Below are 12980 nucleotides of genomic sequence, written 5' to 3' on the forward strand. Positions count from 1 at the left end.
ATGTGTGGGTCGGTGGTGGTTTGTCGTGTCCACCTGTGGCCACTGCCTGGCCAAAACGCCCCCAAAGGTCGGTCCTGCGTGATGGGATGTCGCGCATGACCACGACCACGACCAGCACCCCCACGCGGCCCAGCGCCGCGGCGGAACTCATCGCGGACTTCGTCTCCACTGGTGGCCGCCTCACCGACCGGGCCGACCTCGCCCGCTTCCTGCGCGAACACCGCCTGGTCACCGAGGGCGCCATCCCCATCACCCTCGCCGACCTGGAAGAGACCCTCACCCTGCGCGACGGGATCCGCGCCCTGCTCGACCGTGACACCACCCCCGACCCGGAGACCCTGGCCCGGGCGCAGAAGGTCCTGGACGGGCTGCGCGTCACCGTTCGCCTCGAACCCACCGAACACTCCGAGTCGCCGCTGGCCCCGGCCGTGGTCGACGAGGTCCGCCGCGGCCTGTCCCGCATCGCGGGGGCCTGGGCCACGGTCCTGGCCACCGACGAGTGGCGCCGCATGCGCCTCTAGACAGAGTTTTTCAGGGCCTCTGCCCACCCGTCGCCCGCCACCACCCTCAACGGGCGGCCTGGCGGCCGACGGTGCTCGCCCTCTTCGTCGCCCGCCACCACCCTCAACGGGCGGCCTGGCGGCCGACGGTGTTCGCCCTCTTCGTCGCCCGCCACCACCCTCAACGGGCGGCCTGGCGGCCGACGGTGTTCGCCCTCTTCGTCGCCCGCCACCACCCTCAACGGGCGGCCTGGCGGCCGACGGTGTTCGCCCTCTTCGTCGCCCGCCACCACCCTCAACGGGCGGCCTGGCGGCCGACGGCGTTCACCCTCTTCGGAGCCGAACGGGCACCGCCCCGTGGTGCGCAAGGCGGTGCCCTTCTGTCCCCGGTCGATGGTGCGGGCTCAGGCGCTGTGGTGTTCCAGGAAGGACTCCCAGCGGGGGATGATCGCGTCCAACTGGTAGCGGGAGGAGGCCTCCAGGGCGTGGGCGCCCATGTAGTGGCGCTCCTTGCGGTCCTCCACCAGGCGCAACAGTGACCGTCCCAACGCCTCGGTGTCCTGCGCCGGGACGAGCAACCCCGTGCGTCCGTGCTCGATGATCTCCCCGGGACCGTGCGGGCAGTCGAAGCTCACCACCGGCAGCCCCACGGAGAAGGCCTCCACGATGGTCATCCCGAAGCCCTCCACCTTGGAGCTGACCCCCAGGATCGACGCCTTGGACAGTTCCGCGGTCAGATCACGGGTCTGCCCCATGAGCGTGACGTTGTCCTGGACCCCGTGTTTGCGGGCGGCCTCCTCGATCTTGGCGGCCCTGTCCCCGCTTCCGTAGATGCGCAGGCTCCACTCGGGGTGCTCGGCGACCACCTGGCTGAACGCCTGGACCAGCTTCGGGTACTGCTTGACCGGGGACAGCCGTCCCGCGGCGGCGATCACGGGCTCATCCAGGGTGGACCGGGCCGGCTCGCCCGGATCCACGGCGTTGGGGATCACGGTGAGGAAGTCGCCGTCGCGCCGCAGTAGCCGACGGTAGGCGTCCCGGTCGGACTCGGTGAGCACGCTCAGCCCGTCCAGGTTCCGGTAGTACCGCTCGATCGCCTTGACCAGGTCTGGTTTGTGCTCGTTCAGGTTGAGGTGTTCCTGCCCGATGAGGCTCAGCCGCTTGGGCGCCCAAGCGGCCATCAGCAGGTTGATACCCGGACGGGTCCCGATCACCACGTCCGCGTCGGTGGTGCGCAGGAAACGGTGCAGACCGGCCACGGCTTCGGGAGTGTAGTTCTGGTTCCGGTTCAGTTCGGACTCGGGAACGACCGAACGCACACGCCGGGTCCAGCGTCGACGGGCGAAGGAACCGAGGGTCGGTTCCTCGGTGGTGTGATCGTGCAGGGGCCACAGCCGTACCCCGTCGGGCAGCGTGAAGAAAGGCGCCCGACGCCTGCGAGCCATGCTGACGATCTCGACCTCGTGCCGCTCGGACAGCCCGCGGGCGAGGTTGTACACGGTCCGTACCGTGCCGCCCATGGCATAGCCGTTGGCGATGACGAAGGCGATTCTCATCTGTGTTGTACCCCCCGTTCCCTCCCCGCGCGGAAGGAAGGGATGATCGGTCCGGCCAACCGGAGGCGGCGCCGTCGGGGCATGGCGGGTGAGGGGACGGTCCGTCGATCCCCCCGGCGCGACGGACACCCCACTCGCGTCACCTCCGGTCCGCGAGCCGTGTCTTCGGAACGTATCGTCTCGGGGCTAAAATATGCGTAACGGTGAGGCCGGGGCCGGCGTGTCGCCGCTCACCATCGGAGCGGGCCGGCCTCAGTCGTCGTCGCGGCGGCGCAGGTAGTGTTCGAACGCCTGAGCGATGGCGTCACCGGAGGCTTCGGGGAGCTCCACGGTGTCCTTCGCTTCCTCCAGGCCGCGCACGTAGGCGGCGATGTCCTCGTCCTCGGAGGTCAGGTCGTCGACCCCGGACTCCCACCTGACCGACTCCTCCGGCAGTTCGCCGAGCGGCACCTGAGCCCCGGTGAACTCCTGCACCCAGCCCAGCAACGCCATGGTCGCCTTCGGGCACGGGGGCTGGGCCACGTAGTGGGGGATGGCCGACCACAGCGACACGGTCTCGATGCCCGCGGTGCTGAAACCCTCGTGCACCACGCCCACGATGCCGGTGGGGCCGGAGTAGGTGGAGGCCTCCATGCCGTGGCGCTCGCCCAGCTGCTGCGGGGAGGACATGCCCGTCACGGGGACGGGGCGGGTGTGCGGGGCGTCGGCCAACAGCGAACCCAACAGCACCGCGCGCCGCACGCCCAGTTCACGGGCGATCGCCAACAGGTCGGCGGCGTAGGAACGCCATCGGACGTTGGGTTCGGGGCCGGTCACCAGGACCACGTCGCGGCGCGAGTCGGGTGGGCGGACCACACTCACCCGGGTGGTGGGCCACTCGACCTCGCTCAGCCGACCGTCGATCATGGACATGCGCGGCCGGGTGACCTGGAAGTCGTAGTAGTCGTCCGGGGCCAGGGCGCACAGTTCGCGGGCGTCCCATTGCTCGGACAGATGTTCCACGGCGAGGCTCGCAGCTTCGCCGGCGTCGTTCCACCCCTCGAACGCCGCCACCATCACAGGCTCGACGAGCTCTCGGTCGAGCTGGATCATGCACGGCCCCTTCCTGAACGTGGACGCGTCCCACCCTATGGGGTGGTGCCAGAACCGGGAAACTGATCCGCGGGCACCACGGGGCGTGCTCAGACGCCTGACTTTGGGACGCCTGTCTCACGTGGCGAAACAGTCGATGGGGTAGCCTCGGCACCAGCGACTGACCAGGACACCGATGTCCCAGGCCGCTTCCACTGTCGTGCGTCGTGGTCCCCGCCGGTGCCGTTCGTCACGAGCGACTCACCAGGGTTCCACGATGCCCCGAGATTAGAGTTGCCGATATGAGAGATCGACGGACATTCCGTGAAGCACTGTCCCAGCGCGTGGTCGTTGCGGACGGGGCGATGGGCACCATGTTGCAGGCGCACGATCTCGACCTCGACCAGTTCGAGGGGCACGAGGGTTGCAATGACATCCTGAACTTCACCCGGCCGGACATCATCCGGGAAACCCACGCCGCCTTCTTCGAGGTCGGGTCCGACTGCGTCGAGACCAACACCTTCTCCGCCAACTACGGCGGACTGATCGAGTACGGGATCCAGGACCGTACCTACGAGGTCGCCGAAGCGGGCGCCCGTATCGCCCGTGAGACCGCCGACGAGTACTCCACCGCCGACCAGCCCCGCTACGTGCTGGGTTCCGTCGGCCCCGGAACACGACTGCCGACCCTGGGACACAACCCCTACGCGCTGCTGCGCGACTACTACGAACAGGCCGGGCGAGGCCTCATCGACGGTGGCGCGGACGCCATCCTCATCGAGACCTGCCAGGACCTGTTGCAGGTCAAGGCCGCGGTGGTGGGCGCCAAACGGGCCCGCAAGGCCCTGGGCAAGGACATCCCGATCATCGCCCAGGTCAGCATCGAGACCAGCGGCACCATGCTCATGGGTTCGGAGATCGGTGCCGCGCTGACCTCACTGGAACCACTGGGCATCGACGTCATCGGGCTCAACTGCTCCACCGGCCCGGCCGAGATGAGCGAGCACCTGCGCTATCTGTCCCACCACTCCGCCATCCCCATCTCCTGCATGCCCAATGCCGGCCTACCGGAGCTGGGGCCCAACGGGGCGGTCTACAACCTCTCGCCGGAGGCGCTGACCGACGCCCACGACACCTTCACCTCCGAGTTCGGTCTCAGCCTGGTCGGTGGCTGCTGCGGTACCACCCCCGAGCACCTGCGCCAGGTAGTGGAGCGGGTCCAGGGCCGCGGTATCAAGAACCGCAAGCCCTTGGTGGAACCCTCGGTCTCCTCGCTCTACCAGAGCGTCCCCTTCCGCCAGGACGCCAGCTACCTGGCCGTGGGCGAGCGCACCAACGCCAACGGTTCCAAGAAGTTCCGCGAGGCCATGCTGGCCGAGGACTGGGACCAGTGCGTGGAGTCGGCCCGCGACCAGATCCGCGACGGCGCCCACATCCTCGACCTCAACATCGACTACGTGGGTCGTGACGGCGTCGCCGACATGCGTGAGCTCGCCTCCCGCTTCGCCACCGCCTCCACCCTGCCGCTCATGCTCGACTCCACCGAGCCGCCGGTCCTGGAGGCAGGGCTGGAGGCTCTGGGCGGTCGCGCGGTGATCAACTCCGTCAACTACGAGGACGGCGAGGGTCCCGGTACCCGTTTCGACCGCATCATGGCGCTGGCCTCCGAGCACGGCGCCGCCGTGGTCGGCCTGTGCATCGACGAGGAGGGTCAGGCCCGCACCTCCGAGCACAAGGTGCGGGTGGCCACGCGCCTCATCGAACAGCTCACCGGCGAGTGGGGGATGCGCACCGGTGACATCGTCATCGACTGCCTCACCTTCCCCATCACCACAGGGCAGGAGGAGACCCGTCGGGACGGGATCGAGACCCTCGACGCCATCCGTGAGCTCAAGCGTCGCTACCCGGATGTGCAGACGACCCTGGGGCTGTCCAACCTGTCCTTCGGCGTCAACCCGGCGGCCCGCATCGTGCTGAACTCGGCGTTCCTGCACGAGGCGGTCCAGGCGGGGCTGGACTCGGCGATCGTGCACGCCTCCAAGATCCTCCCGATCAACCAGATCCCGGAGGACCAGCTCAAGGTCGCCCTCGACATGATCTACGACCGGCGCGAGGGCGACTACGACCCGCTGTCGATCTTCATCGACATGTTCACCGGGGTGGACGCCAAGTCGATGAGGGCCTCCCGGGCCGAGGAGCTGGCCGCGCTGCCGTTGTGGGAGCGCCTGGAACGTCGCATCATCGACGGCGAGCTCACCGGCATCGAGGCCGACCTGGACGAGGCGCTGACCGAGCGTCCCGCCCTCGCCATCGTCAACGACACCCTCCTGTCGGGCATGAAGACCGTCGGTGAGCTGTTCGGCTCCGGCCAGATGCAGCTGCCGTTCGTCCTCAAGTCCGCCGAGGTCATGAAGTCGGCCGTGGCTCACCTCGAACCGCACATGGAGAAGACCGACGACGACGGCAAGGGCCGCATCGTGCTCGCCACCGTCAAGGGCGACGTCCACGACATCGGCAAGAACCTCGTCGACATCATCCTGTCCAACAACGGCTACGAGGTCGTCAACCTCGGCATCAAGCAGCCCGTGACGGCGATCCTGGAGGCCGCCGAGGAGAAGCGGGCCGATGTCATCGGGATGTCGGGTCTGCTCGTCAAGTCCACGGTGGTGATGAAGGAGAACCTGGAGGAAATGAACTCCCGGGGGATGTCGGAGAACTTCCCCGTGCTGCTGGGCGGTGCCGCGCTCACCCGTTCCTACGTCGAGCAGGACCTGGCCGAGATGTTCGGCGGTGAGGTCCGCTACGCCAAGGACGCCTTCGAGGGTCTGCGTCTGATGGACACCATCATGGCGGTCAAGCGTGGGGAGGAGGGTGCCAAGCTCCCCGAACTGCGACAGCGCAGGGTCAAGCGGGGCGCCACCCTCAAGGTGACCGAACCCGAGGACATGCCCGCTCGAAGCGACGTGTCGACCACCAACAGGGTGCCCGAGCCGCCGTTCTGGGGCGACCGCATCAGCAAGGGCATCCCGCTGGCCGACTACGCCTCCTTCGTCGACGAGCGTGCCATCTTCATGGGCCAATGGGGCCTCAAGGCCTCCCGCGGTGGCAACGGCCCCACCTACGAGGAGTTGGTGGAGACCGAGGGCCGGCCGCGCATGCGGATGTGGCTGGACCGCATGCAGACCGAGGGCCTGCTGGAGGCCGCGGTCGTGCACGGGCACTATCCTTGCTACAGCGAGGGTGATGACCTGGTCGTGCTCGACGAGGACGGGGTCACCGAACGCACCCGCTTCACGTTCCCGCGTCAGCGTCGTGACCGGCACCTGTGCCTGTCGGACTTCTTCCGGCCCAAGGAGTCGGGGGAGTTGGACGTGGTGTCCTTCCAGGTGGTGACGGTCGGCTCGGCGATCAGCCGGGCCACCGCGGAGCTGTTCGAGAAGAACGCCTACCGCGACTACCTGGAGCTGCACGGCTTGTCGGTGCAGCTGACCGAGGCGCTGGCCGAGTACTGGCACACCCGGGTCCGCGCGGAGCTGGGCTTCGCGGGGGAGGACCCGGCCGAGCTGGACGCCTTCTTCAAGCTCGGTTACCGGGGCGCCCGGTTCTCCCTGGGTTACGGGGCCTGCCCCTCCCTGGAGGACCGCGCCAAGATCACCAAGCTGCTGGAGCCGGAGCGGGTGGGGGTGACGTTGTCCGAGGAGTACCAGCTTGTTCCCGAACAGGCCACCGACGCGATCGTCATTCATCACCCCGAGGCGACATACTTCAACGTCTGACCGGATCAAGGTGAGGCCCCACCGGCGCTCCGGCGTCGGTGGGGCCTTTTCCCATGCCGGGTCCGACGGCCACGAGTCGAGATGAGTCAATGAGTACTGTGAGTTCCGAACCCTCCGAGACCACCCGTGACGGCTCCGCCCTGGAGTCCGGCCGCCGCCTGCAAGCGGTCCTGCTGGACATGGACGGCACCCTTATCGAGAGCGAACACCTGTGGAACGAGTCGGAGGCGGAGCTCGTCGCCGAACTGGGCGGGGTGTGGACCGAGAAGGACCACCTCGCCAACGTGGGTAACGCGGCCGGCCCGGTGGGGCGCTACATCATCGAGCTGACCGGGGCCGACCTCACCCCGAGACAGGTCGCCGACCGGCTCTACGACCGCTTCCGCGTCAAGCTGGAACAGGGCGCGGAGCTGCGGCCCGGCGCCAAGGAACTGGTGACCATGCTGTCGCGGGCGGGGGTGCCCGTGGCGTTGGTGACCTCCACCGAACGAGAGCTGGTGGCCACCGCCATCGGCGGGATCGGCCTGGAGAGCTTCGACGATTCGGTGGCCGGTGACGAGGTGGAGGCCAACAAGCCGCACCCCGACCCCTACCTCAGGGCGGCACGTCGCCTGGGTGTGGACCCGAGACGTTGCGTGGCCGTGGAGGACTCGGTGGTGGGGATGACCTCGGCGGCCGACGCCGGGTGCGTCACCATCGCGATCCCGAACCACATCGAGATCCCGCCCCGCGAGGGCGTGGTGTTCCGCGACAGTCTGGTCGGGGTCGACCTGGAGTGGCTGGAGTCGTTGGTCGCCGACCGCTGACACTCCCGGGCCGTGGACGCTCGTGGGGCGCCGGGTAGCGTGGGGGTTCGGGGAGAAGTCGTGCCCGTGCACACCGTGCCCCCGGTGGGTGACCCGCCCTAGGGGAAGAGCCGGATGTGTGCTCGGGCGTGGGATGGGAGACTGGTCGTATGCCTGAGACACTGACTTTGACGTCCGGCCTCACCCTGGGAGCCGCCCTCGCCGCGGTGGGCCTGATCATCACGTTCTTCGTGTGGCGACGCAAGGGCCTGGCCTTCGGGTTGCGCGGCCTGGCCTGGTCGATGCTCCCGCTGGTGGCGGCTCTGCTCGGCCTGATGAACGTCCTCATGCAGTTCGTGCTCGGGCTCTTCGGCGTACTGGCCGGTCTGGTGTTCAACCCGATCGTGTGGGCCGGTGTGGCGCTGGTGCCGCTGATGGTGATCCTGTACGTGGCCTCGGGGTTCATGAAGGCGCGGGGGATCGGTGTGAAGCAGCCCGGAGGCAAGGCCGCGGCCCCTGAGGGCGGGGACGCGCCCGCGGAGGGCCAGGGAGCTCCCGCCGCGGGGCCGGCGACGCCCGCGGCCGGTCAGGTCAAGGCGCCCCAGCAGAAGAAGTCCGGCGGCGGCGACGAGAACTTCGACGACATCGAGGCGTTGCTGCGCAAGCACGGCATCGAGTGACGTGTGATCCGGCGCACCCCGGGAGGGGGTGAGCGCCGGTCGTACCGACGTGACGACGGCGGTTTCGCTTCGGCGGGACCGCCGTTGCCCGTTCGTTGTCCCTTACTTTTCGAATCCGCCCGATTACGCGCGGATTCATAGCATCTCGCATAGTACGTCGCTATCAGTTCCCTTCTTCGTGCTCCTCCTCGTATGGTGTGGGGGTTCGCGATGACGCATCGCCCCTGATCAGACCCTGTTGTCTGATGGATCACACTTTGCGTGCTTTAGTCTCTGTGTAGGTTCATTGTTAGGTTTGGTTACGATTGAGCCACATGAGCTTGGTTTGGACGGCGGGCTCGTCGTAGGCGAGTAAATTGGTCGTTGTGTAACATCCAGGGCAAAACGGTCCACTAGGTGTCCAAGATCACGAAGTGATCCAGGACCCGTGGTCCCGCGCCGACGGGGAGGGTCATCCTCCCGCTCCGCCGGGCGCGAAGCCCAACCAGCCAGTGTCGAGAACCGACCGGCCCCACCTTGAGACCTCGCAGGGTCGATCCCCCGTGCGGTTCATGTGTGGGTTCTGTCCTCTCGGTCAGAAGCGCAAGAGTGGAGAGTGGTGGCCCGATGAGTGCGCCCTCGCAAGTCCCTGAGTCGGCAGAAGACGCCGACACCGCGGACGTCGCAGCGGCGGCCACCCAAGGTCGCAGCGACGCCGAAAACCGGTCCCTGAAGCAGATCGCCTGGCAGCGCCTGCGCCGCGACAAGGTCGCCATGATCTCCGGCATCGTCGTGGTGCTGCTCATCCTGGCGGCGATCTTCGCGCCGCTGTTGGCCAAGTGGTTCGGACATCCGCCCACCCAGTTCCACCAGGACCTGATCGAGCCCAGCCGGCGGCTGCCCTACCTCGACCCCGCCGACCCCGACGCGGGCGTGGACCGTTGGGGCGGGATCAGCGGCGACCACCTGCTCGGTGTGGAGCCCACCACCGGCCGCGACCTGTTCAGCCGGATCCTGTACGGCGCCCAGATCTCCCTGCTGGTGGCCTTCCTGGCCACCCTGGTCTGCGTCGCCATCGGCACCATCCTCGGCATCATCGCCGGTTACGTGGGCGGCTGGGTCGACACCCTCATCAGCCGCACCATGGACATCTTCCTGGCCTTCCCGCTGATGCTGTTCGCCATCGCCCTGGTCGGTGTCATCCCCGACGGAGTCCTGGGGCTGACCGGTAACGGGCTCAGGATCGGCGTCATCGTCTTCATCATCGGCTTCTTCAACTGGCCCTACATCGCGCGCATCGTCCGCGGACAGACCCTCGCCCTGCGCGAGCGGGAGTTCGTGGAGGCCGCCAAGAGCCTGGGCGCAGGCAACCGGCACATTCTCCTCAAGGAGATCCTGCCCAACCTGATCACGCCGATCATCGTCTACGCCACGCTCCTGATCCCCACGAACATCCTGTTCGAGGCGGCCCTGAGCTTCCTGGGCGTCGGTATCAACCCGCCCACCCCCAGCTGGGGAAAGATGCTCTCCGAAGCGGTGCCCTTCTTCCGTGAGGCGCCCTACTTCATCGTCTTCCCGGGCCTGGCCATCTTCATCACCGTGCTCGCGTTCAACCTGTTCGGTGACGGCTTGCGCGACGCCTTCGACCCCAAAACCTCGGACTGACCTCGTTCGTGCGGGGCGGCCACCGTCACCCCGCACGGACGTGGATCAACCCGCGGGTCCAACCATCCCCACACCAGGTTCCCAGAGAGGCAGTTCCTTGAGGAAACGCACCTTTGGCTTCGTCGCGCTCGGCGCGGCGGCCACCCTCCTGCTGTCCGCTTGTGGCGGCTCCGCCACCGGCGGCGGCGCCGAGTCGGAGAACGAGTTCGATCAGGGTTCGACCCAGATCGTCAACCCGTCCGACAAGACCGGTGGCACCCTGCGGTACGCCATCGAGGCGGACTTCGACTCCGCCGACCCGGGCAACACCTACTACGGGTGGAGCTGGAACTTCCAGCGTTACTACGCTCGTACGCTGCTCTCCTTCACCCCCGAGCCGGGTGAGGCCGCGACCGAGCTGATGCCCGACCTGGCCAAGGAGATGCCGGAGCCCAACGACGACTTCACCGAGTGGACCGTCGAGATCCAGGAGGGCCTCAAGTACGAGGACGGCTCCGAGATCGTGGCCGAGGACATCAAGTACGCCATCGCGCGCTCCAACTTCAACGGTGGAACGCTCACTCTGGGCCCGCAGTACTTCGCCGAGCACCTGGACCAGGACGACCACAACGTCTATGAGGGCTCGGACCCGCTCGCGGGCTTCGACTCCATCGAGACCCCGGACGACCACACCCTGGTCTTCCACCTCAAGAAGTCCTTCTCCGAGTTCCCGAACGTCCTGACCCAGCTCCAGACCGCCCCCGTGCCGGTCGAGGCCGACCAGGGCGAGCTCTACCAGGAGAACGTGCTCTCCTCGGGCCCGTACAAGTTCGACGGGAAGTACCAGCCCGGCGTCCAGCTGCACCTGGAGCGCAACGAGCACTGGGACCCCGACTCCGACCCGGTGCGCCCGGCCCTGCCGGACCGCGTCGAGCTCGAGATCGGCGTCGCCCAGGACGAGATCGACCAGCGACTGGTCAACGGCGAGGTCGACGTCGACGCTCGCGGCACCGGTGTGGGCCCGGCCATGCGCTCCACCCTGCTCGACGACGAGGCCGTTCAGGGCAACCTGGACAACCCGTACACCGGCGCCCTGCGCTACATGAACATCCACACCCCGATCATCGAGGACGTGGCCTGCCGCCAGGCCATCATGTACGCGGTCGACCGCGACAGCATGTGGCGCGCCTGGGGTGGCGAGCCCGGTGGTGACATCGCCACCAACCTGCTGCCGCCGGCGATCCCGGGTTCCAACCCGGAGTCGAACCTGTACCCGTCCGAGGACGGCAAGGGTGACGTCGAGGCCGCTCAGGCCAAGCTGGACTCCTGCGGCGAGGAGGACGGCTTCAGCACCACGCTCGCCGTCCGTGCCGAGAACGACAACGAGGTGCAGACCGCCGAGTCCGTCAAGGAGGCTCTGGCCCGCGTCAACATCGACGTGAACATCGAGTCCTACCCCACGGCCGACTTCTTCGGTCAGTACGCCGGCTCGCAGGACTTCGTCCGTGAGAACGACATCGGCCTGAGCCTCTCCGGCTGGGGTCCGGACTGGCCCAGCGGTTACGGCTTCGCCTCCAAGATCACCCATGGCAACGCGATCATGGAGACCGGTAACTTCAACACCTCCGAGCTCGACGACCCCGAGGTCAACGGTCTCTGGGACGAGGCCCTCCTCACCGAGGACCCGGAAGAGCGCGCAGCCATCTACGAGCAGATCGACACCCTCGTCATGGAGAACGCCGCCATCCTGCCGGTGGTCTTCGACAAGTCGCTGATCTACCGCTCGGACGAGCTGACCAACGCCTTCTACCAGCCCGCGTTCATGATGTACGACCTGATGCCGTTGGGCGTCGACCGGGACTAGCAGTCCTGACTACCAGCCTGAACTAGTACGAAAAGGCAGGTGAGAGCGGCGGGGCACCCGAGGTGATCCCTGGGGTGCCCCGTCCGCCGACTGCGATGCTGAACTATATTCTTCGCCGCCTTGGGGCGGGTCTTCTGCTTCTTGTCGTCGTTACCGCGGTGACCTTCTGGATCTTCTACGTCCTGCCCAGGTGGGCGGGCGTCACCCCGCAGGGCATGGCGGCGATGTACGTGGGCAAGGCGCCCACCCCGGAGGCCATCCAAGCCACCGTGGACCGCCTTGGCCTCGACCAGCCGATCGCGGTCCAGTTCGTGGAGTTCCTGCGCAATCTGATCTTCGGCCAGGAGTTCACCTTCGGCCGTCAGACCGTCGAGTGCGCGGCCCCCTGCCTGGGCTACTCCTTCAGCACCAACTCTCCGGTGCTGCCCCAGATCCTCGACCGTCTCCCGGTGACCCTGTCCCTGGGCTTGGGCGCGGCGGTCATCTGGGTCGTCGGCGGTGTCTCCGTCGGTGTCCTCTCCGCGGTCAAGAAGGGCAGCATCTTCGACCGTCTGGCCATGGGAACCGCCCTCATCGGCGTCTCCCTGCCCATCTACTTCACCGGTCTGCTGGCCCTGTCCTTCCTGGTCCACCAGTGGGGTCTGTTCCCGGTGTCGCGCTACGTCCCCTTCGGCGAGGACCCCGTCAGCTGGTTCCAGGTCATGATTCTGCCCTGGGTCACCCTGGCGTTCCTGCACGCGGCCCAGTACGCCCGTCAGACCCGCGCGGGCATGCTGGAGACCCTGGGTGAGGACTACATCCGCACCGCGCGGGCCAAGGGGTTGAGCGAGCGCAAGGTGATCTTCAAGCACGCCCTGCGTCCCACCCTGACCCCGATCCTCACCATTCTGGGTCTGGACATCGGAATGGTCCTGGGCGGAGCGATCCTCACCGAGAAGGTGTTCTCGCTGAACGGTGTGGGCGCCTACGCGATCGACTCGATCGTCTCCAAGGACCTGCCCGTGATCCTGGGCGTCACCCTCTTGGGCGCCGTGTTCATCGTCGTGTGCAACCTGATCGTCGACCTCCTGTACCCGGTCATCGACCCGCGGGTGCGGATCACCGCGTGAGACGTGTCAGCGTGAA

Annotated in this window: 9 protein-coding genes; 7 read left to right on the forward strand and 2 right to left on the reverse strand. The window is 67.5% G+C overall.

Annotated elements, in window-relative coordinates:
• The first annotated feature begins 95 nt into the window (after positions 1-95).
• Positions 96-521 carry an ABATE domain-containing protein gene (locus BQ8420_RS11540; RefSeq protein WP_087098226.1) on the forward strand — a complete coding sequence of 142 codons (426 nt, stop codon included), beginning with the start codon at positions 96-98 and terminating at the stop codon, positions 519-521.
• A 383-nt stretch (positions 522-904) separates the two neighbouring features.
• On the opposite strand, the gene BQ8420_RS11545 is transcribed toward BQ8420_RS11540, so the two are convergent.
• Positions 905-2056 carry a glycosyltransferase family 4 protein gene (locus tag BQ8420_RS11545; RefSeq protein ID WP_087098228.1) on the reverse strand — a complete coding sequence of 384 codons (1152 nt, stop codon included), beginning with the start codon at positions 2054-2056 and terminating at the stop codon, positions 905-907.
• Positions 2057-2308: 252 nt separating this feature from the next.
• A complete protein-coding gene (locus BQ8420_RS11550; RefSeq protein ID WP_087098230.1) occupies positions 2309-3148 on the reverse strand; it encodes a PAC2 family protein in 840 nt (279 codons plus the stop codon).
• 281 nt (positions 3149-3429) lie between these two features.
• On the opposite strand from BQ8420_RS11550, the gene metH reads away from it, so the two are divergent.
• From metH to BQ8420_RS11580, 6 genes are all read left to right on the forward strand, one after another.
• Complete coding sequence (metH, locus tag BQ8420_RS11555; protein WP_087098232.1) at positions 3430-6903, forward strand: methionine synthase; 3474 nt, start codon at positions 3430-3432, stop codon at positions 6901-6903.
• 89 nt (positions 6904-6992) lie between these two features.
• Complete coding sequence (locus tag BQ8420_RS11560) at positions 6993-7709, forward strand: HAD family phosphatase (protein WP_200815900.1); 717 nt, start codon at positions 6993-6995, stop codon at positions 7707-7709.
• Positions 7710-7858: 149 nt separating this feature from the next.
• Entirely contained in the window at positions 7859-8368 is a 510-nt protein-coding gene (locus BQ8420_RS11565; protein ID WP_200815901.1) for a cellulose synthase, read from the forward strand.
• Positions 8369-8974: 606 nt separating this feature from the next.
• Positions 8975-10012, forward strand: coding sequence for an ABC transporter permease (locus tag BQ8420_RS11570; protein ID WP_087098236.1), 1038 nt, complete (start codon positions 8975-8977; stop codon positions 10010-10012).
• A 97-nt stretch (positions 10013-10109) separates the two neighbouring features.
• On the forward strand, positions 10110-11855 hold the full coding sequence (locus tag BQ8420_RS11575) for an ABC transporter substrate-binding protein (protein WP_087098238.1): 1746 nt from the start codon (positions 10110-10112) through the stop codon (positions 11853-11855).
• 95 nt (positions 11856-11950) lie between these two features.
• Positions 11951-12964, forward strand: a complete 1014-nt coding sequence (locus tag BQ8420_RS11580) for an ABC transporter permease (protein WP_087098239.1) — start codon at positions 11951-11953, stop codon at positions 12962-12964.
• Positions 12965-12980: the final 16 nt, after the last annotated feature.

It is taken from the genome of Nocardiopsis sp. JB363 (assembly GCF_900143625.1).
Taxonomy (GTDB): domain Bacteria; phylum Actinomycetota; class Actinomycetes; order Streptosporangiales; family Streptosporangiaceae; genus Nocardiopsis.